The organism is Acidovorax sp. KPB24-03 (assembly GCF_057546605.1).
Genome location: NZ_BAAJYR010000040.1, coordinates 1 through 22885 on the forward strand (window position 1 = coordinate 1; position 22885 = coordinate 22885).

Consider the following 22885-nt stretch of genomic DNA (forward strand, 5'->3'; position numbering starts at 1 on the left):
AATGGCGCGGTCTGCCACGCCGCCCGTTCCCCCGGCGGCGGCCCACACCCCCGCGCCTTTGCCGGCCCCCGCGCCCATGGACTTGGCCCTGCCGGCTGCCGGGCTGAAGGACATCGAAGAGGTGGTGATCCACCGTGTCATGCAGCGCGTCGACGTGGTGCTGGACCAGCGGCTGCGCGAGGCGATCGCCACCGTGGTCATGGAGCAGACCCGCTCCATGGTGCCCCGGCTGCGCGAAGAAGTGGAGTCGGTGGTGCGCCATGCGGTGTACGAAGCCGTGGCCGAGGAGCTGGCTGGACACCCCGGAGCGTCCTCCGTTTGACCTCCTTCGGGGGTGCGGTGGGTCAGTGACAGGGTATTCCCCTGTGGTTTCTGCCGCATGTCATCGTGTTCCCTAGTGATCTGGCCCATAAATTGCGATATGTTTCCGGCGTTGAGACACAACAATATTTCTCAGCGCTCACCCCTTAATGGAGATTCATATGCAACTGAAGTTGAAACTGACCGTGGTTGCCGCTATCGCGGCTTTTGCCGGCGCGGCCTCTGCACAAGAGCAGGTGGTCAAGATCGGTCACGTGGGACCGGTTTCCGGCCCACAAGCCCACTACGGCAAGGACAACGAAAACGGCGCCCGCATGGCAGTTGAAGAACTGAATGCCCAAGGCGTCACGATTGGCGGCAAGAAGATCAAGTTCGAACTGCAGGCGGAAGACGATGCTGCAGATCCGAAGCAAGGCACCGCCGCCGCACAGAAGCTGTGCGATGCAAAGGTTGCTGGCGTGGTGGGCCATTTGAATTCCGGCACGACCATCCCCGCCTCCAAGGTGTACAACGACTGCGGCATTCCCCACGTCACCGGCGCCGCCACCAACCCCAACCTGACCAAGCCAGGCTACAAGACGACGTTCCGCATCATCGCCAACGACAACGCCCTGGGCGCTGGCCTGGCGTTCTACGCGGCCGACACGCTGAAGCTCAAGACCGTGGCCATCGTCGATGACCGCACGGCCTACGGCCAAGGCGTTGCCGACGTGTTCAAGAAGACGGCAGCGGCCAAGGGCATGAAGGTGGTGGACGAGCAGTTCACGACCGACAAGGCCACCGACTTCATGGCCATCCTGACGGCCATCAAGTCCAAGAACCCCGATGCGGTGTTCTACGGCGGCATGGACCCCCAAGCCGGCCCCATGCTGCGCCAGATGGAACAGCTGGGCATGGGCAACGTGAAGTACTTCGGTGGCGACGGCATCTGTACCGCTGAAGTGGCCAAGCTGGCCGCCGGCGCCAAGACGCTGAACAACGTGGTCTGCGCCGAAGGCGGCGCTTCGCTGGCCAAGATGCCTGGCGGCACCGCATGGCGCGCCAAGTACGACGCCAAGTACCCCAACCAGTTCCAGGTGTACAGCCCCTACACCTACGACGCCACCATGCTGCTGGTCGATGCCATGAAGCGTGCCAACTCGTGGGATCCGAAGGTCTACATCCCTGAACTGCAAAAGTCCAACTACAAGGGCGTGACGGCCAACATCGCCTTCGAGCCCAATGGCGAACTGAAGAACCCCGCCATCACCCTGTATGTGTACAAGGACGGCAAGAAGACGCCTCTGAACTGAGCGCGCAGCGGCACCGCCGGTTGAAAGACCGGTGGTCCACGCCAAGCAAAAGGCCTCCGGTTCGGAGGCCTTTTTTCATGGTGCGGCTGAAACGGGCCGCGCTCGATTCCGGTGTGGCCGGGGGATGGGCTCTTCAGCGCCGGACCTGCAGAGCGCCTGGGTTCACGATGTTGGTGGGCGTGCCCCGGATGTAGTTGACGACGTTGTCGAACGCGGCCCCGAAGTACAGCTCGTAGCTGTCCTGTTCCACGTAGCCGATGTGCGGCGTGCAGATGCAGTTCTCCAGCCGCAGCAGGGCATGGCCCTGCAGGATGGGCTCGCTCTCGAACACGTCCACGGCGGCCATGCCGGGGCGGCCGCGGTTCAGGGCGGCGATCAGGGCATCGGCCTCGATCAGTTCGGCGCGCGAGGTGTTCACCAGCAGCGCGGTGGGCTTCATGCACGACAGGTCTTCCAGCCGGATGATTCCGCGCGTCTCGTCGTTCAGGCGCAGGTGCAGCGAGATGACGTCGCACTGGGCAAAGAACTCCTCGCGCGTGGTCGCCACCTGCAGCCCGTCGCTCAGGGCCTGGGCGCGCGAGGCCTCGCGGCCCCACACCCGCACGTTCATGCCGAAGGCCCGGCCGTAGCCGGCGACGATCTGCCCGATGCGCCCATAGCCCCACAGGCCCAGCGTCTTGCCCCGCAGCACGGTGCCAACGCCGAAGTTGGGCGGCATCGATGCCGCGCGCAGGCCCGACTGCTGCCAGGCGCCATGCTTGAGGTTGGAGATGTACTGGGGCAGGCGGCGCATCGCGGCCATGATGAGCGCCCAGGTCAGTTCGGCCGGCGCCACCGGCGATCCCACGCCTTCGGCGACCGCGATGCCGCGCTCGGTGCAGGCCGCCACGTCCACGTGCGGGCCGATCTTGCCGGTCTGCGCGATGAGTTTGAGGCGCGGCAGCTTTTCGACCAGCTGGCGCGAGATGTGGGTGCGTTCGCGCACCAGCACGATGATGTCCGCGTCCTTCAGGCGCACCGAAAGCTGGCCCAGCCCCTTGACGGTGTTGGTGTACACCTTGGCGTTGTAGGGGTCCAGGCGTGCGGCGCAATGCAGCTTGCGCACTGCGTCCTGGTAGTCGTCGAGAATGACAATGTTCATGTTGTCCGTAAAACCCGCAAGCTGCGGGGCAGGGCCTGTGGGGGGCCCTGCCGCAGAAATCGAAAGAATCGTGCCGCGCGGCCTGCCGGGCCCGGGCGGTGCCGGCGGGGCAGGGCGCTTGGCCCAGCCGCACATTGTCGTTGATGCGCGCGGCCGCGTCGCCGCGCAAGCCCGCTCAAAGGGCCGGTGCGGGACACGCGGTTACAAAAGTCTCCGTCCTGGCACCATTGCCGCACCTCGGCGGGCCATGGGCAGACCGGGTCGCCCACGCGACCGGCCGTAGGGGGCATCCCCGATGCCGGGCCCGGGGCAGGTCACTAGGCTGCAAGCGAAAGGAACCGAATCGCCCATGCCTGCCCACCACGCCTTCTGGCCCCGCCGCCTGCCGCACGCGCTCACGCCGCCCGCCACTTCCCTCTGGGACAACCTGGCGATCAGCGCCCGCCGCTACCCGGACAAGCCGGCACTGGTGTTCTTCGGGCGCACGCTGACCTACCGCGCGCTCGCCGACGGTGCCGAGCGGATGGCAGCGCACCTGCATGCCCTGGGCGTGCGGCAGGGCGACCGCGTGTTGCTGTGCATGCAGAACTGTCCGCAACTGGTGCTGGCGCACTTCGCCATCCTGCGGGCCAACGCGGTCGTCGTGCCGGTCAATCCGATGAACCGGGCGCAGGAACTCACCCACTACATCACCGACCCCGACGCACGCGTGGCCATCACCACGGCCGACCTGGCCCCCGAGCTGGTGCAGGCCAGCGATGCGCTGGCGCCTGGCGCGGGCCTGGCCCACCTGGTGGTGGCGCAGTTCACCGATGCGTTCTCGCCCGAGGAGGCCGGCGCCGACGCGATTCCGCCGGCGTGGCGCGACTGGCTCTGCACTCGCCACCCGCTGCCGGTCCTGGCCGGCGGCCAGGTGCATGCCTGGACGGATGCGCTGGCCTGCACGGCGCCCGCCCCGGATCTCACGGTCGGGCCCGAAGACCTGGCCGTGCTGCCCTACACCAGCGGCACCACCGGCCTGCCCAAGGGCTGCATGCACCCGCACCGCAGCCTCATGCACAACGCGGTGGCCAGCAGCCTGTGGGGCACCGCCACGCCCGAGAGCGTGACGCTGGCCGTCGTGCCCATGTTCCACATCACCGGCATGGTCAGCGTGATGCACTCCTGCATCTACGTGGGGGCCACCCTGGTGCTCATGCCGCGCTGGGACCGGGACCTGGCCGGGCGGCTCATCTCCCGCTACCGCGTGAGCAACTGGACCAACATTCCCACGATGGTGATCGACCTCATGGGCAGCCCGAACTTCGGCCAGTACGACCTGTCCAGCCTGGTGTACATCGGCGGCGGCGGCGCGGCCATGCCGCAGGCGGTGGCGCAGCGGCTGTTCGAGCAGTACGGCCTGCGCTACACCGAGGGCTACGGCCTCACCGAGACCGCCGCGCCGTCGCACACCAACCCCCCGGACCACCCCAAGCAGCAGTGCCTGGGCATTCCGTTCATCAGCACCGATGCCCGCATCATCGACCCCGACACGCGGAAGGAGCTGCCCGCCGGCGAGCAGGGCGAGATCGTGATCCACGGCCCGGGTGTTTTCAGCGGCTACTGGAAGCTGCCCGGGCCCACGGCCTCGGCCTTCATCGACCTGGACGGCAAGCGGTTCTTCCGCTCGGGCGATCTGGGGCGGGTGGACGACGAGGGGTATTTCTTCCTGACCGACCGGCTCAAGCGGATGATCAACGCCAGCGGCTTCAAGGTCTGGCCGGCCGAGGTGGAGGCGCTCATGTTCCGCCACCCGGCGATCCAGGAGGCCTGCATCATCGCCGCGCGCGACAGCTACCGCGGCGAAACGGTCAAGGCCGTGGTGGTGCTGCGCCAGGAGCACCGCGGGCAGGTGACCGGCGAAGACATCATCGCCTGGTGCCGCGACCACATGGCCGTGTACAAGGTGCCCCGCGTGGTGCAACTGGTGGACGCGCTGCCCAAGAGCGGCAGCGGCAAGGTGATGTGGCGGGCCTTGCAGGAGGCCGAGCTGGCCAGCCCTGCCGCCGCCTGACGGGCAGCGCCGCGCCTATTGCGCCGCGTGCGCGGCAATGAGCTCCGCCAGGTCCCGCTCCAGCAGGGCGGGATCGCCCAGCTGCAGCTCGATCACGCGGCGCAGGTGGGTCACGCTGTCCAGGTCCATCGTGCGGCACTGCAGGCCGGCATGCGGGCCTTCGATGTGCACGATGTCGCCGGTCATGGCGATGTGGTCGTTGTCGGCCGACAAGGCAATCACCAACTGGCACGGCGCGCCGGCTGGCAGTCGGGTGGCCGCGGGCTCCGCACCCAGGGCGAGCAGCGCGCCTTGCAGCGACAGGTCCAGCACCTGCACGTCGAACGTGCCCAGGCCGGTGGTGAGCAGCGCGGGTGCATCGAAAGCCACACGGACGTAGTGGCGGCGTTCATGGGGCATGGCGGATTCCTGGAATGGCGAAGGCCCCGCCATGCTACTGCACGGTGGTGATGCCGCCAGCGGATGGCTGGCACTTTTGCGCCAGGTTCCAGGGGCGGGCCGGGTTAAGCTTGGCCGCCTATGGCGCACATCACCTTCTCCCCTCCGTACCTGCCACCGGACCAAGTGGCAAGCCATCTGCGCAGCGCCGGCTATGCCGTGCTGCGGCCTGCCGACACCGCGGCGTGGATCGGTTGCCCGCTGGGCGAGCTCCAGGCGCTGCACGCCGACTGGAGCGGCCTGCCGCCCGATGAGTTCCTGAAGGACGGCGGGCGGTACCGCCGCCGCCGCCACGCGAGCTTCGTCGCCGATGGCGACAGCGTGCAGGCGGTGCCCCACCGCGCGCACTGGCAGCCGGTGGAATACAACGCGCTGCACGGCGGCATGCAGCGGATGTTCGCGCCGATGCTGGACACCACCGTGGCGCGCCCGGCGTGGCGGCAATTGATCACCGCGCTGGCCCGCGTGTCGCAGCAGGCCCTGGCCACGCAGCCCGAGCGCTGGTTCGTCGAGGCGCACCAGTTCCGCATCGACACCACCGACGGCATCGGCCGGCCCACGCCCGAGGGCGCGCACCGCGACGGCGTGGACCTGGTGGCGGTTTTCCTCGTCGGCCGCGAGCGGGTCAAGGGCGGCGAGACGCGTATATTCGAAGCGTCCGGGCCCAGCGGGCAGCGCTTCACGCTCAGCGAGCCCTGGTCGCTGATGCTGCTGGACGATGCGCGCATGATCCACGAGACCACGCCCATCCAGCCGCTGGCCGACGGTGGTTTCCGCGACACGCTGGTCGTGACCTGCCGGCGCGGAGGCTTCCAGGACGCGCCGGCCTGAAGGCCATGACTTGATGCGGATCAACGGCCGGCCAACCGGTCGCCGCGACACTGGGGCCTGACGCGGGCACGGATCGCGCAGGCGATCCCCCCGGCCCAGGCCCTGCCTGATCCATCAACCGAAGGAGAAGTAACCATGTTCAAGCACATCCTGATTCCCGTGGACGGCTCGCCGACCTCCATGACCGCCGTATCCAAGGCCGCCGGCCTGGCCAAGGCGTTCGGTGCGGCCGTGACCGCGGTGTACGTGGTGGACCCGTACCCGTTCACGGGTGTGGGCGCGGACTTTGCCTATGGCCAGTCGCAGTACCTGAGCGCTGCGACGGCCGAGGCCAACGTGGCGCTGGACGGCGTCAAGAAGGCCATGCAGGAAGCCGGCGTGCCGGTGACGGCGGTGGTGGGCGAGGGCCATGCGGTGCACGACGGCATCCTGCGTGCGCTGGAGACCAGCCAGGCCGACCTGATCGTGATGGGCTCGCATGGCCGCCGCGGCCTGGAAAAGCTGGTGCTGGGCAGCGTGACGCAGCGCGTGCTGGGCGCGGTGCACGTGCCCGTGCTGGTGGTGCGCGACTGATCGCCAGTCGATGCCATGGGGGCCGGCGTTGACCCGGCCCTCAAAGCAAAACGGCTCCCTCGGGAGCCGTTTTGCATGGGGCGCGTTGCCTGCAGGCAGCAGGGGGCACAAGGCCCGTGCCGCACCTATTCGATCTTCGCGCCGGAGGCTTCCACGATGCCCTTCCACTTCGCGTAGTCGGTCTTGAGCAGCGTGGAGAACTGCGCAGCCGACAGCGACTCGGGCTCGGCGCCCTGGGCCTGGATGGCGGCCTGCATCTCGGGCGAGGCCAGCAGCTTGTTGACCTCGGCGTTCACCGTGGTCACCACGTTGGCGGGCGTGCCGGCCGGCGCGAAGATGCCGTACCACGAACTCACGTCGAAGCCCTTGTAGCCCGACTCGGCCACGGTGGGCACGTCGGGCAGCGACGAGCTGCGCTTGGCCGAGGTGACGGCCAGCGGGCGCAGCTTGCCCGACTTGATCTGGCCCATCGCCGAGGGCACGGAGGACACCAGCAGGTCCACGTTGCCCGCCAGCGCGTCCATCAGCGCGGGGTTGGAGCCCTTGTATGGAATGTGGCTCAGCTTGATGCCTGCGGCCTTCTCGAACAGGTCGCCGGCCAGGTGGATGGTGGTGCCGTTGCCGGGCGAGCCGTAGGTGATCTTGCCGGGTTCGGCGCGGGCGGCGGCCACCACGTCGGCCAGGGTCTTGAAGCGGGAGTTGGCGCCGGTGGCGATGATCACCGGCGTGTAGGCCACGTGGGCCACGGCGATCAGGTCCTTGGTCGGGTCCCAGGGCAGGTTCTTGTAGAGCCAGGGCGCGACGACCAGGTTGTCCTTCTGGCCCATCACCAGGTCGTAGCCGGTGGGGGCGGCCTTCACGGCCTCGGTGATGCCGATGGTGCCGCCGGCGCCCGCGCGGTTGTCGGGCACCACGGTCCACTTGGTCACCTCGGTCAGCTTGGTGGCCACCAGGCGCGAGAGGATGTCGGTGCCGCCGCCGGGCGGGAAGGGCACGATCAGGCGCACCGGCTTGGTGGGGTAGGTGGCGGCGGGAGGGGGCGTCTGCGCCTGGGCGGTGGCGCCCAGCGCCAGGGCGAGCGCGGTGAAGGAAAGCAGGCTGCGGATCATCGGTCGTGTCTCCATTTTTTGCGGGGGAAGTTCAAGCCAGTCGATGCAAGGCAAAAAAGGCCTTCAGCGCAATATTATCTAGGGCATATTGCTATTGAAAGCATAGCGTTTGCACGGGGGTGGCCCTCAGGCGTCGCGCACGTCGGCCACGGGCGTTTCGCCGAAGTCGGCACGCTCCAGCCAGGCCAGCACGCGCGCCGCCGCATCGGCGGGCGAGGTGAGCTGGCCGCCCGACTTGAGGTTGGCGAAGTTCTGCACGTCAGGGAAGTCGGCGGCGCTCGCATCGCGCAAGTGGGCCTGCATGTCGGTGTCGATCACGCCGGGCGCGAGCGAGCACACCTTGGCGCCGTTCGGCTTGGCGGCCTCGTCCAGCGCCAGGCAGCGGGTGAAGTGGTCCATGCCCGCCTTGGCGGCGCAATAGGCGGCCTGCGAGGCCATCGCGCGGCGCCCCAGGCCCGATGATATGTTCAGCACCTTGCGCGGCACCGGCCAGTTCTCGGTGGCGCCCAGGAAGGCGCCGCTCAGCTGCATCGGGGCCTCCAGCCCGACGCGCAGCGCGTGCGCCAGGTCGGCCGGGTCGCTGCCCGAGAGCGGTGCGATGCGCGGCACCACGCCGGCGTTGTTGATGAGGGTGGCGCTGGCGTACTCGCCGGCCGGCACGTTGGCCAGCCAGGTGCGCAGGCGGGCCGCGGCGTGCAGGCCCTGGGACAGGTCCTGCTCCCACTGCTCGAGCGTGGCGCCGGCCTGCGCGGCTTCTGCGGCGAGCTCGGGATGGGCGTTGCGGGACAGGGTGAGCAGCGCGTGGCCGGGCTGCAGCAGCTGGCGGGCCATCGCCAGGCCCATGCCGCGCGAGGCGCCGGTCAATATCGTGAGGTGTTTTGGCATCCGGCGATGGTACTGCGTGGACTGCGGGCGTGGCCGGCGGGGGCTTCGAGGGCGCGCCGGTTTCCGCGGCCCAGCACGCTATTAAAAATATAGCGATATGCCCTAGTTCCAATTGCGCTGGAGGCACTTTTCACCCCCATCGGTGAAGGGCGGCCCGCACAGCCCTCGGGCCCCGGCCGCCCTTTGCGTTTCAATGGCTCTTGGGCCGCGGTGGCCCGAAACGCGGTGGCGCTTTGGTTCTGCAAAGGTTGTCGCTTGAATCGAGCCGGCATGTAGTGACCAGAAGATTGCCTCTGCGTGGCTGCGCATCGCCCTGGATATCGTGAAAGCCAATGATTGAGGCATCTGGGCATTCCATCGTCATGGGAGGTGGTAAACAGAAAGCGATGCTTTGTCGCGAATAGGTGTCAACAACAATTTGTCACAGATGATTGCAATCGTTATGGCTAGCATCCGCCGCAATAAAAAAATTGCAACGACTCTGCATCTGCGATTGGGGGAGGTGGTTGGCTCAGGGTCGACCGGCGACGCTTTTCATGCGCATGGTGAGAGACAAGAGGATCTCCAATGTGTGTGACGGGAATCGACCGCGCGGCCAGAGCCGTGCGGTATTGGCTGTGCTTTGCTCTGATATCGACATGTTGCGGGCTGGCTTGGTCAGGCACTGCCAGTGGCTTGGCATGGCTTCAGACCCAGGTGCAGGCGACCGGCCAACTGGCCAGCGCCTCCAGTTCTGCCACTGCGCTCCAGAGCCAATGTGAAGCAGCCCGGACGCTGCTGGAATTTTCCGATCTCGCCAAAGCTGCATCGCTGACAGCCGCGCTGGATGCAGCGCCATTGGCCGAGACTGCGACGGAGGTGCTGGCATGCACCCAATGGTTGCAGCAGCAACAAAGCCAGATTCCACGGACCCCCGAACTTCAAAGCCGGCGCTCGGTCTCCGGCGGCTTCGCCATGTATGACAGCCTCAGCGGGACCAATGCGCTGGATACGGGCTGGGCACTGCAAGCACTGGCTGGCCAATGGAGCGAGACCCAGGCTGCGCCCACCCTGGTTTGGCTGCAACAGCAACAGGCCGCCAACGGCAGCTTCACCGTGGGTGGCGTTGGTGATCTGCTGAGCACGGCCATCGTGCTGCGTGGTCTGCAGGAACACCGTCAGCGCTCCGTGGTCGCGGCCGCCATCGCCGACAGAGCAGCCGCTTATTTGCTGGGCCAAGCCAACCCGGCCGGACATTGGCAGTCCGATGCCGGCATCACCGCGCTCATCTATGAAGCCGTGCACCCCTACAGCGGCGCTCTGCCGACCATGGGCCCATCCGTAAAGGCATGGTTGCTGGCAGCGCAAAGCTCCAGCGGGGCGTGGGGCAACAACGATCCCTGGACCACGGCACTGGCCCTGCGCGCGCTTGCATTGGCCGAGCGCCCTGCCATCAACCCGGCTCAGGCCGCGCTGCGTGTGCAGTTTGTGGACGCGCGCAATGGCATTCCCATCCCTGGAGTGCAGCTCACGGGTCCGGCAAGCAGCGGCATCCTTGGATTGAGCGATAGTTCGGGCCAGATTCACCTGACGGGACTGGTTCCTGGCGCCTACACCCTCACTGCCAGTACCTCCGGCTACAGCACCGTCCAGACATCGGCCACATTGCGCGCGGGCCTTGTGACGGACCTGGGTACCCTCCAGATGCTGGTGCCAGGCAACAGCGCCACCGCGGTCATCAGCGGGATCGTCAAAGACACTGCCAGCGGAATGCCTCTGAGTGCAGTGACCGTCACGGTGGCTGCTCAATCGCTGAGCGCCACCACCGACGCGGCAGGCCGTTACCTGATCAGCAGTGTCGCACCCGGCAACGTCAGCGTGATCGCCCGCAAGGCCGGCTACTACGACGCCTCCGGCCAGGCCAACGCATTGGCCGGGCAAACCCTGGACTTTTCCCCCGGCCTGGTGCCCAGCCAGCCTGGCGGTTCGGGCAGCACCACCGACTGCCGCATCACTGGCCGCGTCACCAACGCTGCCGACACAACGCCTGTTGCCGGAGCCACCGTGGCTCTGAGCGGCGCCAATACCGGCACGACACTCACGGATGCCGATGGCACCTATGTGTTGGCTGGCCTGGTTTCAGGCGACACACGCATCAGCGTCAGCCAAGCAGGCTACAGCTCTGCCGAGGCCAACACCCGACTCTCCTGTAGTTCACAGAGCAACACGGCGGTTCAGTATTCCCCCAGGCTCCATGCGGGCAGCCAAAGCCCGCCAGAGGCCAACGGCGCTGGCCTCAGCGGTATCGTGCTGGACGCGCGAACCGGCCAGCCTATTGCAGCGGCGCAGCTGTCCGCCACGACCACCACCGGCATCGTGCGCACCACGGCGAGCCAGGTCGATGGCCGCTTCGCACTCGGCGGGCTGGACGGAGCCGCGGCGCAGCTCGCTGTGACGGCCGCAGGCTATGAGGGCGTCACGGCTGGCTACTTGCTGCAGCCTGCACAGAACAGCGACCTGGGACAACTGCGCTTGCGTCCCCCGCAAACAGCAGCGCTGGCCGTGGACCTGCAGGTGCAGGCCGTCAGGCGCCACACCTTGCAGACCGACCCGCAGACGTTGCGCGTTCTTGGTGCGCTGCAGGTGCAGATACGCAACGCAGGCACACAGCCGGCCCCGGCGAGCGTCCCGTTGCTCGCTTTCCTGGACATGGAGGGTAATGGCGAATACAACCCGGGCACGGACGCCGTGCTCGGTCAGGCAACGCTGCCGGCGGCGCTGGCTTCGGGGCAGTCCCAAACACTCGAGATCGTGGTGGCGGGCATGCTGCCTTTCCGCGATGCACCGATCCATGTGATCGTTGATCCCGCAGGGACCATTCCTGAGAGCAGCAAGCTCAACAACGTGCGATCCAGCGCGCAAGATGTGCTGTTCACTCCCTCGGCCGCAGCGTTCTCGCCCAAACTCAAGTGGCACTGGGATGGGAGCAACTCGCCGTACCCCGATTACAACCAGGTCATGATGGCGCCGGTTGTCGGGCGCATCGTCGATACCAACGGCGACGGGCGCCTGGATGAGGATGACATGCCGGCCGTGGCGTTCACGTCGTTCTCGGCATCGCTGGGGTACAACAACGCAGCGACGATCCGTGTCGTCGATGGCAAGACCGGCTCGCACCTGTTGTCCATCCGGGACGACTCCATTTCCGCGATTGCCAACTTGGCGCTGGCGGACCTCGACGGCGATGGGAAACCGGAGATCATCGCCATCACTCGGGACTACCGCGTCGTGGCCTTCCGCCACACCGGCGAGCGGTGGTGGGTTTCCGATGTGACCGTTGCCAGTTCCGGCTCTCCTCCGTGGGGGGCGCCGTACGTGGCAGACATCGATCGCGACGGAAAGCCGGAAATCATTTTCGGTCTCACCGTCCTGAACTTCGACGGCACCACCAAGTGGCGTGCCAATGGTCCGTATGTCGGCACTTCCTATGAACGAAACGGGGGTTTTTCCATCCCCATCGCGGCCGACATCCAGGGGCACGGCAATGCCAACGTGATTTTCGGAGGCGCGCTCTATTCCGCCGATGGAACGCTGGTGTGGCAGGCCCCCATGGATGGATACACCGCCGTTGCCTCCTTCGATTCAAGCCGGCAACCATCCATTGCCATCGTTCATTCGGGCCAGATCTCGCTCATCGGTGCGGACGGGCAGGTCCGTTGGACGACCGCGCTACCCGGCGGAGGAACAGGCGGCCCGCCCACCATTGCCGACATGGATGGCGACGGCATCCCGGAAATCGGCGTGGCGGGCTCCAACGCGTATTCCGTATTCCGGGGCGATGGATCGCTGCTGTGGAGCAAGGCATCGCAGGACTGGTCTTCGCAGATCACGGGTTCGACCGTCTTCGACTTCGACGGCGACGGGGTGGCCGAAGTGCTCTATGCCGATGAAATCAAGCTGCGCGTCTTCAAGGGCCCGACAGGCGAGGTGCTCTGGGAGCAGCCAAACACATCGGACACGACCTTGGAATATCCCTTGGTCGTCGATGTGGACGCCGATGGGCATTCGGACATGCTGGTGGTGGCCAACGACTTCGGTTGGCTCATCAATGCGACAGCGCGTTTCCACGGCGTTCGGGCTTTCGAAGATGTCAACAACGCATGGGTGCCCACGCGCACCCTCTGGAATCAGCACGCGTACAGCATCAACCACATCAACGATGACCTGAGCGTTCCCCGCGACCCCGAGCCCAGCTGGAAGAGCCACAACACCTTCCGGCTGAACCGGCGCATGGATGCGGACCCCCGGGCGGTCGCTGACATCACGGCCAGCTATGTGCGCGTGGTGGACAAGGGAGCGCAGCCGCTTTCGCAGATCATCGTGCGTGTGGGCAATGCCGGTTCCTACAAGGTGCCCGCGGGCACCCCGGTCGCCGTCTACAACACCGACCCCGCCCTGGGCCAGCCAGCGGCGCAGGCCCTGGTGGCGCAAGGCGTCACGCAAAGCGTGCTGCCAACGGGCGCCTACGAAGATCTGGCGATTGTTCCCGCCCGGCCTTTGGCCCAACTCAGTGCCATGGGCACCGTTTGGATCGTCGCCGACGACGATGGCACGGGCAGGCACACCCTCTCGGACTTCGACCGCGGCAACAACGTGGCAGCGGCCGACCTGGGGGCCATCGCGACCCACCTGGTTGTCTCGGTGGCCACGGACAAGCCAATCTACGCCGAGGCGGACACTGCCAGCTTCACAGCGATGGTGCACAACGCGGGCAGCTTTGCCCGCGACGCGCTCGTGCGGCTGACGGTGCTGGATGTGGCCGGCCAGTCCGTGGACGTGTTGCCGCTCGGCACGGCCGCCCAACTGCAACCGGCGACCACCGATCAGGTGCGGGCACCTTGGTCGGTGGCTGCCGTGCTCGCCGGCGACTATCAGGTCCGGGCGGAACTCGTCACCTCTCAGGGCCTGGTCTATGGCAGTGCAAGCGCTCCCTTTGCCGTGAAAGCGGGTGCCGGGGTAGGAGCGGTAGACAACAGCCTCAACAGCGCCCGCGCAAGTACGGACCGCAGCCGCTACAGCGCTGCGCACACCGTGTTCATCGACTCGCGGGTTGCCAATCTCAGTGCCAATTTGCTGCAGGAAAACCTGCGTGCCATCACGCAGGTCATCGCGCCCGATGGGCAGGTCGTGCTCGTCCATGCCGAGGACATCGCCCAGGCCAGTCCGCGCAGCCAGCGCAAGTACGGCTACTACCTCAAGGCCGGCAGCCTGGTGCCGGGCACCTACCAGGTGCGCATCCAGCTCTTCGGCTCGGCCAGCTACCAGAGCACCCGAATGGCCATGGGCGCCAAGTCGAACGTTCTGGCGGGCCTTGCAGACGTCGAACTGGCGTCCAGCACCACCAGCTTCGTGGTTCAGGACGCCTTGCAAAGCGGTGTGGGCATCACGGGCCAGCTCAGTGCGGCCCCCGCTTCCGTGATCGTCGGCGCCTCATCGGCACTGCAGTTGAGTCTGACCAACAACGGCAACTCGGCCATCGCGGGGGCTACTGTGCGCGTGCGCGTACTGGATCCCGCCAGCGGCACGCCCATCGCTGTCTTCACCCAAACCGGCGTGCAATTGCCCGTGGGTGCGGGTGGACAGTACAGCTGGAACTGGGTCGCGGCAGGCACCGCGGGCAGCGTGCTGCCGGTGGCCGCCACCATCGAGATTGCAGGGAACGAGCAACCTCTGGCGCAAGCCACCCTCACGCTCATGGCCCCGGGCGGGCAGCCGCCTGTCGAGATCCAGCCGGTGCCTCTCGATTGGCAATGGCTGATCGCGCTGCTTTTCCTGATGCCCGCAACGGCCCATGGCATCGCGCGGCGCCGCTTGCCCCCGCACGCTTCCCTGCAAAACGAACAATGAACGATGCGACCCCGAGCATGAGTGCACCCCATAACACCCGAACCGCATGGCACCCCTGGCTGCTTCCCGTGGCCCGCACCGTGATGGCGGCGCAACTGGCATTGGCGCTCCAACCCTTGAGCGTGCTGGCCCAGGAAGGCCCCCCTGCCGCCCCTCCCGCCGCCCAGCAGCAAATAAAGCGCCTGGCCCAATGGCAGCAACGCATCGAGCAGGCCAAACTGGAGCAAGCGCGTGCGGCGCAGCCGCCGGGCGCGCTGGCGACCGAGCGCACCAGCCGCAATCTCACCCGGGTGCACGAACTGCTCAGAGAAGTCAAAGCCCGGACCGACCGGCAGCCTGCCCCGACCGCCAGGCTTGGCAACGCCGGGAATCAAACAGCAAAGGCCGCCCCGACTGCTGACCAGGCCAACGAGGCAGACCAGGCTCAGATCAGCGCACTCCTGGCGGCGATCGATGCCGATACCGATGCCGTGTTGGCCGACTTTGCCTCGGTGCGCCAGCAACTCCAGGCACAGGGCGTGAGCGCGGAGATCCTCGCCCGCCACGACCAGGCCCAGGTGGAACTGGAAAAGCGTGCCGGTGAACTGCGCGAATTGATTCGTGCCTGGCGACAGGCACCCGGGGTGGCCGCGTTGGCGGCCCTGGACGCCTACTTCCAGCGGTATCCGGCTGCCCGTGCCCATGCAACGGTAGACCCTGGCAAATTACCCTGGAGGTCGCCGCAGCCCAATCAACGTCCGCCGGCCGGGAACCAGACCGCGTGGTTCCAGAACCTGCATGGCAAGCAGCAGGTGAAGCTGGCGCAGGCAGGCGGGGGAAACAGCCTCGGTCTGCAGTTCACCATCCCGCCCGAGCCCGGACAAGCGCCCACGCCCGAGGATTTGGCGGAAACATCGGAAGTCACCCTCACGGCCGCCGTCCGCGCCAAGGCCCAGGAACTGGGCAACAACCCCGTTGCCATCCAGAACTGGGTGCGCAACACCATCGAATGGGTCCCGACCTGGGGAGCGATCCAGAGCGCGCAGGACACCCTGGACAAGCAGCGCGGCAATGCCATCGACATCGCCAGCCTGCAGATCGCGCTCCTTCGCGCAGCCGGTATTCCTGCACGCTATCAATTCGGCTCGGTGGAAATCCCCGCCGTGCAGGCCATGAACTGGGTGGGTGGCGCCTCCAGCGCACAGGCCGTTTTGCAACTCATGAACCAGGGCGGCATTGCAGCGCGGGGCAGCGTGCAGGGCGGGACGGTCCAGAGCATCCGCTTCGAACACGCATGGGTGCAGGCCTATGTGAACTGGGCGCCCGGGCGCGGCCACCGCAACGCCACCCCCACCCAGCACGTCAACCCCAACGGCCCCCTGAACGCCTGGGTGGCCCTGGATGCCAGCGTCAAGCAATACGCCTATGCCGCGGGCATGGACCTGCAAACCGCCGTCCCCCTGGACGCCCAGGCCCTGCTCAACGCCGCACAAAGCGGAGCCACCGTCAACGAACAAGAAGGCTGGGTACAAAACCTCAACCAGGCCGCCATCCAAAGCCAGCTGACTGCGTACCAGAACCAGCTCAAAACCTACATCGACACCCAAAAGCCCAACGCCACAGTCGGCGACGTCATCGGCAAAAAGATCATCCCCCAGACCGTGCACAGCGTGCTGGCGGGCGTCACCCCCCTGGCCGTCATCCAGCTCGGCCAGCAAAGCGCCGCCGTCCCCAGCGGCCTGCAGCACCAGTTCAGCTACCGCTTGAGCGACGGCTGGGGCAATGAACTGTTGAGCTACGGGGCCCCCACCAGCCAACTGGCGGGCAAACGCCTCATCTTGAGCTATGTGCCTGCGGACCAGGCCACGTCGGACCTGATCGCGAGTTTCCTGCCCAAGCCGCACGCTGACGGCAGCCCCATCCAGCCCGGTGAACTGCCCACGAGCCTGCCGGGCTACCTGATCCGGCTCAAACCGCAAATCAGCCTGGATGGGCAGGTGGTGGCCCAAAGCGCCAGCGCGGTCACGATGGGCAGCGACCTGCAAGGCCAGGGCGGGTTCACCCAGTTGTACGACCCCACGCAATGGGACATCACGCCCGACCAAAGCCACGTGGCGGGGCAGGCCACGGCCATCGGCATCAGCGCGGGAGGGATCAGCGCGAGGCAACTGGACAGCCTCAAGACGAGGCTGGAGAACACCAAAACCCAGCTACAGGCCAACAACGTACAGAACCTCACCGGCGAACAAATCTCCGGAGACCTGCTCACCGCCACCATCTGGAGCTGGTTTGCGGCAGCCGAAAGCCACAACCGCCTGAGCCAGAACCAGGCCGGGATGGTTGAAAACCCCGGCCTGTCCTACGGCCTGTTCCATGCCGTGGCCCAGCCGACCTATAGCTGGGGCGTCGTGAGAAAGGTAACGTTCCCTGGGGTGAACATCGATATCGGGCACATCCGGAACGTCAGCTGGGCCAAGGACAACGACGACAGGAAGTGGGTGGCCCACAACCGGCTGAGGGGCCAGTACATGAGTGCGCTGGAGCATGCGGTGCCCGAGCGGTTCTTCAATGACCCGCAGAAATGCAACCTGCAAGGAAATACCAACTCCACGCCAGGCCTGCCGGACTGCCCGCAAGGCATCAGCGCCGTCAAGGCCCTGGGGATTGCGGCATCGCAGGGGCAGAGGATCTACACCATCACGCAGAAGGTCTACAACGACAACCTGGGCATCGTGAACACGGCGTTGTCGGCGCACAGCCATGACACACAGAGTCGGGTGCAGCGGTCGCTGGATGCGGGGTATGAGGTGACTATCCATGAACGACCCATCACAGAGAGTGGGTGGACGGGGGCTGGGTATATCCAGATTGATCCGGCTACGGGGGCGGGAGCATATACGATTGAGGGCGGGGCTAATGGAGGGTGGATTGTATTGGTAATAGGGGGACTTTTGTTGGCTGTTGGTTTGTATTTTGTATTGCTTCCTTTTTTCTTGTTGTTTGCGAGCTATTTGACCGCGGTTTTACTTGTGCTTCTTGGTGTGTTGCAGCTTATTCTTGCTATGCAACTGGATAAAAATGATTTTAGGGCTTTTTTGGCCAATTTAGCCCACGGAGAAATGTCTGCAGGACTAGCGGCGATATGGGGCGGCCCAATTGTTGGCGTGGTGCTATTTGTTTTGTTTAGCTATCTCAATGTTGTTCTCTCTTGATTTTATGACCCTTACCGCAAAAAGATGTTTCGCTATAATATTGGCGATTGTTCTTATATGGCTTGTTGTGTCTTTTGTCGCAAATGTTCATTTGCAAATTTTTCTAAGCGCTTTGGTATGGTTGGTGTTGCTTATTTATGAGCGATTTATTTCTTCCAAGAATGAGTAAAATAATTATTCTTTGAATTTTGGTAGGCACAGGCGCGCTGGCGGCTGTGCGCACGAGCCGCAATCTCACACGGGTGCACGAACTGCTCAGAGAAGTCAAAGCCCGGACCGACCGGCAGCCTGCCCCGACCGCCAGGCTTGGCAACGCCGGGAATCAAACAGCAAAGGCCGCCCCGACCGCTGACCAGGCCAACGAGGCAGACCAGACTCAGATCAGCGCACTCCTGGCGGCGATCGATGCCGATACCGATGCCGTGGCAGAGGATCTACACCATCACGCAGAAGGTCTACAACGACAATCCGGGCATCGTGAACACGGCGTTGTCGGCGCACAGCCATGACACACAGAGCCGGGTGCAACAGTCGCTGGATGCGGGGTATGAGGTGACTATCCACGAGAGCCCGATCACAGAGAGTGGGTGGACGGGGGCTGGGTATATCCAGATTGATCCGGCTACGGGGGCGGGGGCCTACACCATTGAGGGGGAGTAATGGTGGTGTTATTCTTTTTTCGTATTTGTTATATTGTTTGCGTTCTTTTCTATATTTTCCCCGCTGCTTGCAGGAGCTTCTGCGTTATGGGTGACTGGAGGATTTTCGGCATTAAACTTTTTCCTGGGATGTTTGATTGATCCATCATCTGATTTAAGTTTTTACACTGGGCTGTTAACATTTGCTGCAATGCTGATGGCTTTTGCACTTTTAAGCAGCACCTTGTTTCTAGGTGCTGTGTTTATAAGTGGGTTTCTGGCGATGCTATCAGCTTATGGTGCCTTTTCATCCCCTGGTGAATCTCGGTTAACTCGCAGAATTATTGGATTGGGCTGAAGGTGAAGTTGCTTAAATTCCTGTGGGAAGTTGTAAAAAAAGACGCCTCGGGACTCTTGTTCGGATGCGTTATTTTTATTTTTCTGTGTATTGTTGTTGGTTTTGTAAGATTTTTCTTTAATTAAAATTGTGGCAAACGTCGTGAATTATTGAAAAATTCGAATTCTCCAGCGGCAACCTGCTCACCAGCCACCATCTGGAGCTGGTGAGCTGCAGCAGAAAGCCACAACCGTCTGAGCCAGAACCAAGCCGGGATGGTTGAAGCCCCGGGCCTGTCCTACGGCTTGTTCCATGCCGTAGCCCAGCCGACCTACAGCTGGGGCGTGGTGAGAAAAGTGGCATTCTCCGAAGTGAATTTTTGCTATTGAAAATATAGCGGCATGCCATAGTTCTAATTGCGCTGGAGGCACTTTTCGCTCCTGGTCGGTGAATGGCGGCCCTTCTAGCCCTCGGCCCGGGCGGCCGCAGGGCGCCCGCCCGCATGGCCCTGCCGGCACGCGGGGCGGGCCGGCTGACTACAATCGCGCTCCCCGAAAGGCGGCTGTCCCGGCCGCCTTTCGCGTTTCCATCCCCCGGGACCATGTAGAGGACCACCATGTACAAAAACCTCGCAGCCACGCTCGTGGCCGCTTGCTGTTGGCTTTCCCCCGCCTTTTCCCAAACCAGCCACACCGCCCAGACCGTCCCCCCGGCCGTGGTGAAGGCCGGCTTCGTCTACGTCTCGCCCATCACCGAAGCGGGCTGGACGCGACAGCACGACGAGGGCCGCAAGGCCGTCGAGGCCGCCTTGGGCGACCGCGTGCGCACCACGTTCGTGGAGAACGTGGCCGAGGGCGCGGACGCCGAGCGCGTCATCCGCGACTTGGCGGCCACGGGCCACCAGATCATCTTCACGCCCAGCTTCGGCTACATGGAGCCCACGCTGCGGGTGGCGCGGGACTATCCCGGGGTGAAGTTCGAATCCATCACCGGCTACCAGACCGCGCCCAACGTGGCCACGGCCAACGCCCGTTACTACGAGGGCCGCTACCTGGCCGGCGTCGCCGCCGGGCGCATGACGCGCACCAACGTGGCGGGCTACGTGGCCGGCTTTCCCATCCCCGAGGTGCTGCAGGGCATCAATGCGTTCACGCTGGGCCTGCGCTCGGTCAACCCCCAGGCCACGGTCAAGCTCGTGTGGCTGGACGTGTGGTTCGACCCGCCCAAGGAGCGCGATGCGGCCATGGCGCTGTTCAACCAGAACGTGGACGTGGTGGCCTTCCACACCGGCTCCACGGCGGTGATGGCCGCGGCCCAGGAGCGCGGCAAGCTCGCGATCGGCTACCACTCCGACATGCGCCGAATGGGGCCGGACGCGCAGATCCTCGCCGTCACGCACCAGTGGGGCGGCTACTACACCGAACGCGTGCGCGCCGTGGCGCAGGGCACGTGGAAAAGCGGCAACCTCTGGGGCGGCGTGCGCGAGGGCATGATCCGCGTCGAGGGCTTCGGCAGCAAGGTGCCGCCGGCCGTGAAGGCCGAGGTGCTGGCCCGCCAAGAAGACATCGCCAAGGGGCGCTTCCACCCGTTCCGCGCGGGCGCGACGCCCGTGCGCGACAACACCGGCCGCGAGGTCATCGCCGCGGGCCAGACCCTCGGCGATGCGCAGATCCTGCAGATGAACTGGCTCGTCGAGGGCGTGCAGCGCTGAAAAGGGCGGAGAGGGGCCTTGGCGAGGGGCCGTCCTCTCTTTCGGCCGCTACAGGTGGCGCGCCACCAGCTGCGGCAGCGACGAGGCCAGCAAGGCCACGCCCGATGCCGTGAGCAGGCCCAGCACGATCTGCCGGAATGCCGCGTCGCTCAGCCCGATGTACAGCCGCGTGCCGAGCAGCGTGGGCACCAGCATCGCCGGCGCCACGATGGCGAAGAAGGGCAGCATGTCCCGCGTGACCATGCCGGTGCCCAGGTAGGTGCCCATGGTGACCAGCAGCATCGACAGGTTGAAATTCTGGATCACGGCGCGCTGCTGGTCCTTCTCGTAGCCGCGCAGGGTGCACCACAGCGTGGGCAGCGTGCCGGTGAATCCGCCGATGCCGCCCATCACGCCGCCGGCCAGCCCCACGACGCCATCGGCCACGCGGCCACCCGAGCGGATGCGCGGCAGGCGCTTGGCCATCAGCATGGTCGGGCACCACAGCACCAGCAGGGCGCCCAGCAGCGTCTTGAACCACACCATGTCCAGCCGTGGCAGCAAGGCCACGCCCAGCGGAATGCCCAGCAGACCACCCAGCACGAATGGCGCCAGCGTGCGCACGTCGAAGCCGCGGCGCACCGACACCGCCGCGACGATCTGCCCGGTGAGCGCCCCGAACACCGCCAGCGCCGCCGCCAGTCGCGGCTCCAGCGTCCAGGCCCAGAACGACATGGCCACCATGCCGAACGCGAACCCCGACAGCCCCTGCACGAACCCGGCCACCACGGCCCCGATGCCCACCACCCAGTAGATCGTTTCCATTGCGCGCTTTTCCCCCTTTTTTTGGATTGGAAGGCGTCCGGCCCCGCAGGGCCGCCGCCGCATGGGCTGCGATTGTGGGGGAGCCGCATGAGCCAATCTTTCTCATTTAGTATTGCCCCATAAGCCAATGGATATGGCTTTGGGAGCGTTCGATGACCCCTGCCGAGATGGAGGCCCGGCTCGCGTCGCGGCTCAAGATGCGCCACCTGGTGCTGCTGCGCATGATTGCGGAACACGGGTCGCTGACCCGCGTGTCGCACCGCATGGCGACCAGCCAGCCGGCCGTCACGCACGCGCTGGCCGAGCTGGAATCCATGTTCGGCGGCGCGCTGTTCCACCGTTCCGCGCGCGGCATGGCGCCCACGGCGCTGGGGGAGCTGGTCATCGCCCGGGCCCGGGCGATGCTGGAGGACCTGGGCCATTGGGTGCGCGACATCGAGGCCGTGGGCCTGGGCCGCGCCGCGCACCTGCAGGTGGGCGTGATCCCTTTCGTGTCCGGGCGGCTGCTGGCGGCCGCCATCGGCCAGACGCGGCCGCAGGGCCTGCAGGTGACCGTGACCATCCACGAAGGCACCAGCGACCGCCTGCTGGAGCGCCTGCGCCAGCACGAACTGGACTGCGTGATCGGCCGTGCATCGGCCGTGCTCGACATGCAGGGGCTGGAGCATGAGGTGCTCTACCACCAGGAGCCCCGCCTCATCACCCACCGCCGCCTCGCCGCCCGGCTGGGGCGCCAGCCCCTGGCCTGGCAGGAACTGGCCCGGCTGGAGTGGATTCTGGGCGCCCGCCAGACGCCCATGCGCGAGCAGATCACCGATTTCTTCCTGCGCGCGGGGGTGGCGCCGCCCGCGCCGTTCGTCGAGAGCCTGTCGTCCAAGCTCATCGGCGAGCTGATCGCGGCCAACGAAAAAGCGGTGTCCATCGTGCCCGCCGACATCGCGGAGGAACTGGCCCGCATCGCAGGCGTGGGCATCGTCGCCCACTGCTTCGGCTGGACGCTGCCGCCCATCACGCTGTTCCAGCGGACCGAGGGCGCGCGCTACGAAGAGCAATCGCTGTTCGTGGCGGCGCTGCGCGCGGTCTGCGCCCGGCAGGCGGCAGCGCAGGCTGGCGACGCGGCATAGCACCGTGCACGCCGCTCACTGGGCTCCTTGCTGGCCTGGGTTTCATCTGCGCCGGTCTGGCAACTACCCGAAGGGATAGTTTCCAGGCGCCCCGGGCATTGCTGTAATGCCACCGACATGCCCGCCAGGCGCGCGATGCGCCGGCCGCGGCGCGCGGCGGGTTCAGAAAAAACCAAGGGGAGAAGGTCGATGCGAATGTTCATCACGGCAGCGCCTGTGGGCGCCGTTCCACAGCAAGCCCTGGCCCGGGAGCCGAAATTCCTGCCTGCCCGGTCGGTCGAGGCCGCGGACGCCCAGGGCATGGGCTTGGCCCATCGGCTGGCCGCCGATGGCTGGGAGGCGGTGCCGGCCGGCGGCCTGGGGATCTGCGACAGCCTGGACGCCCTGCAGGTGGCCAGCGCGGCGGACGGGCCCCAGGCGCCGGGCCGCCGCCTGGGCGACGTGGAGGCACGCCGGCATCTGCCGGGTGTGGCCCTGCACCGCATCGCCTCGGCGAAGACGGCGCGCGAGCTGGTGCTGACGCTCACCTCCCAGGTTGGGACGTGGCGGGC

Annotated in this window: 15 protein-coding genes and 2 pseudogenes; 12 read left to right on the forward strand and 5 right to left on the reverse strand. The window is 65.9% G+C overall.

Annotated elements, in window-relative coordinates; all coding sequences use genetic code 11:
* Together AC27KI_RS07725 and AC27KI_RS07730 are read left to right on the forward strand one after the other, a co-directional pair.
* A pseudogene (locus tag AC27KI_RS07725) lies at positions 1-322 on the forward strand (hypothetical protein); the annotation flags it as partial.
* Positions 323-482: 160 nt separating this feature from the next.
* Positions 483-1613 (forward strand): branched-chain amino acid ABC transporter substrate-binding protein, encoded by a 1131-nt coding sequence (locus AC27KI_RS07730; RefSeq protein ID WP_272563750.1) that lies wholly within the window; start codon positions 483-485, stop codon positions 1611-1613.
* Between the two features lie 133 nt (positions 1614-1746).
* Here AC27KI_RS07730 and AC27KI_RS07735 read toward each other — a convergent pair whose 3' ends face one another.
* Positions 1747-2754 carry a D-2-hydroxyacid dehydrogenase family protein gene (locus AC27KI_RS07735; RefSeq protein ID WP_284412378.1) on the reverse strand — a complete coding sequence of 336 codons (1008 nt, stop codon included), beginning with the start codon at positions 2752-2754 and terminating at the stop codon, positions 1747-1749.
* A 349-nt stretch (positions 2755-3103) separates the two neighbouring features.
* Here AC27KI_RS07735 and AC27KI_RS07740 point away from each other — a divergent pair, with 349 nt between their 5' ends.
* A complete protein-coding gene (locus AC27KI_RS07740) occupies positions 3104-4807 on the forward strand; it encodes a long-chain fatty acid--CoA ligase (RefSeq protein ID WP_487089933.1) in 1704 nt (567 codons plus the stop codon).
* A gap of 15 nt (positions 4808-4822) precedes the next feature.
* Here AC27KI_RS07740 and AC27KI_RS07745 read toward each other — a convergent pair whose 3' ends face one another.
* The gene (locus AC27KI_RS07745) at positions 4823-5206 is read right to left on the reverse strand and encodes a PilZ domain-containing protein (RefSeq protein ID WP_487089932.1); all 384 of its coding nucleotides are present in this window, start codon (positions 5204-5206) and stop codon (positions 4823-4825) included.
* Between the two features lie 120 nt (positions 5207-5326).
* Between AC27KI_RS07745 and AC27KI_RS07750 the strand changes: the two genes are divergently transcribed.
* Together AC27KI_RS07750 and AC27KI_RS07755 are read left to right on the forward strand one after the other, a co-directional pair.
* Positions 5327-6076 (forward strand): 2OG-Fe dioxygenase family protein, encoded by a 750-nt coding sequence (locus tag AC27KI_RS07750; protein WP_487089931.1) that lies wholly within the window; start codon positions 5327-5329, stop codon positions 6074-6076.
* A 135-nt stretch (positions 6077-6211) separates the two neighbouring features.
* Positions 6212-6649 (forward strand): universal stress protein, encoded by a 438-nt coding sequence (locus AC27KI_RS07755; protein ID WP_272552433.1) that lies wholly within the window; start codon positions 6212-6214, stop codon positions 6647-6649.
* Between the two features lie 125 nt (positions 6650-6774).
* Here AC27KI_RS07755 and AC27KI_RS07760 read toward each other — a convergent pair whose 3' ends face one another.
* Both AC27KI_RS07760 and AC27KI_RS07765 read right to left on the reverse strand, forming a co-directional pair.
* The gene (locus AC27KI_RS07760) at positions 6775-7758 is read right to left on the reverse strand and encodes a Bug family tripartite tricarboxylate transporter substrate binding protein (protein WP_487113298.1); all 984 of its coding nucleotides are present in this window, start codon (positions 7756-7758) and stop codon (positions 6775-6777) included.
* 126 nt (positions 7759-7884) lie between these two features.
* Positions 7885-8643: an SDR family NAD(P)-dependent oxidoreductase gene (locus AC27KI_RS07765; RefSeq protein ID WP_317358886.1), complete on the reverse strand. Its 759-nt coding sequence runs from the start codon at positions 8641-8643 to the stop codon at positions 7885-7887.
* 675 nt (positions 8644-9318) lie between these two features.
* Here AC27KI_RS07765 and AC27KI_RS07770 point away from each other — a divergent pair.
* From AC27KI_RS07770 to AC27KI_RS07790, 5 genes are all read left to right on the forward strand, one after another.
* Positions 9319-14529 (forward strand): carboxypeptidase regulatory-like domain-containing protein, encoded by a 5211-nt coding sequence (locus AC27KI_RS07770; protein ID WP_487113300.1) that lies wholly within the window; start codon positions 9319-9321, stop codon positions 14527-14529.
* Positions 14530-14597: 68 nt separating this feature from the next.
* Positions 14598-17720 carry a transglutaminase-like domain-containing protein gene (locus AC27KI_RS07775; protein WP_487113302.1) on the forward strand — a complete coding sequence of 1041 codons (3123 nt, stop codon included), beginning with the start codon at positions 14598-14600 and terminating at the stop codon, positions 17718-17720.
* A gap of 242 nt (positions 17721-17962) precedes the next feature.
* Positions 17963-18229, forward strand: coding sequence for a hypothetical protein (locus AC27KI_RS07780; RefSeq protein ID WP_487113304.1), 267 nt, complete (start codon positions 17963-17965; stop codon positions 18227-18229).
* Positions 18230-18413: 184 nt separating this feature from the next.
* Positions 18414-18716, forward strand: a complete 303-nt coding sequence (locus tag AC27KI_RS07785; RefSeq protein ID WP_487113306.1) for a hypothetical protein — start codon at positions 18414-18416, stop codon at positions 18714-18716.
* A gap of 595 nt (positions 18717-19311) precedes the next feature.
* Complete coding sequence (locus tag AC27KI_RS07790) at positions 19312-20406, forward strand: BMP family ABC transporter substrate-binding protein (protein WP_317356603.1); 1095 nt, start codon at positions 19312-19314, stop codon at positions 20404-20406.
* A gap of 48 nt (positions 20407-20454) precedes the next feature.
* Here AC27KI_RS07790 and AC27KI_RS07795 read toward each other — a convergent pair whose 3' ends face one another.
* Positions 20455-21210 carry a sulfite exporter TauE/SafE family protein gene (locus AC27KI_RS07795; protein WP_317356606.1) on the reverse strand — a complete coding sequence of 252 codons (756 nt, stop codon included), beginning with the start codon at positions 21208-21210 and terminating at the stop codon, positions 20455-20457.
* A gap of 152 nt (positions 21211-21362) precedes the next feature.
* Between AC27KI_RS07795 and AC27KI_RS07800 the strand changes: the two genes are divergently transcribed.
* Both AC27KI_RS07800 and AC27KI_RS07805 read left to right on the forward strand, forming a co-directional pair.
* On the forward strand, positions 21363-22334 hold the full coding sequence (locus tag AC27KI_RS07800) for a LysR substrate-binding domain-containing protein (RefSeq protein WP_317356609.1): 972 nt from the start codon (positions 21363-21365) through the stop codon (positions 22332-22334).
* A 189-nt stretch (positions 22335-22523) separates the two neighbouring features.
* Positions 22524-22885: pseudogene (locus AC27KI_RS07805) on the forward strand (hypothetical protein); the annotation flags it as partial.

Excerpts from the sequence above, each read along its gene's own strand:
- AC27KI_RS07730 (WP_272563750.1), top strand. The coding sequence starts at position 483 with ATGCAACTGAAGTTGAAACTGACCGTGGTTGCCGCTATCGCGGCTTTT.
- AC27KI_RS07735 (WP_284412378.1), bottom strand. The coding sequence starts at position 2,754 with ATGAACATTGTCATTCTCGACGACTACCAGGACGCAGTGCGCAAGCTG.
- AC27KI_RS07740 (WP_487089933.1), top strand. The coding sequence starts at position 3,104 with ATGCCTGCCCACCACGCCTTCTGGCCCCGCCGCCTGCCGCACGCGCTC.
- AC27KI_RS07745 (WP_487089932.1), bottom strand. The coding sequence starts at position 5,206 with ATGCCCCATGAACGCCGCCACTACGTCCGTGTGGCTTTCGATGCACCC.
- AC27KI_RS07750 (WP_487089931.1), top strand. The coding sequence starts at position 5,327 with ATGGCGCACATCACCTTCTCCCCTCCGTACCTGCCACCGGACCAAGTG.
- AC27KI_RS07755 (WP_272552433.1), top strand. The coding sequence starts at position 6,212 with ATGTTCAAGCACATCCTGATTCCCGTGGACGGCTCGCCGACCTCCATG.
- AC27KI_RS07760 (WP_487113298.1), bottom strand. The coding sequence starts at position 7,758 with ATGATCCGCAGCCTGCTTTCCTTCACCGCGCTCGCCCTGGCGCTGGGC.
- AC27KI_RS07765 (WP_317358886.1), bottom strand. The coding sequence starts at position 8,643 with ATGCCAAAACACCTCACGATATTGACCGGCGCCTCGCGCGGCATGGGC.
- AC27KI_RS07790 (WP_317356603.1), top strand. The coding sequence starts at position 19,312 with ATGTACAAAAACCTCGCAGCCACGCTCGTGGCCGCTTGCTGTTGGCTT.
- AC27KI_RS07795 (WP_317356606.1), bottom strand. The coding sequence starts at position 21,210 with ATGGAAACGATCTACTGGGTGGTGGGCATCGGGGCCGTGGTGGCCGGG.
- AC27KI_RS07800 (WP_317356609.1), top strand. The coding sequence starts at position 21,363 with ATGACCCCTGCCGAGATGGAGGCCCGGCTCGCGTCGCGGCTCAAGATG.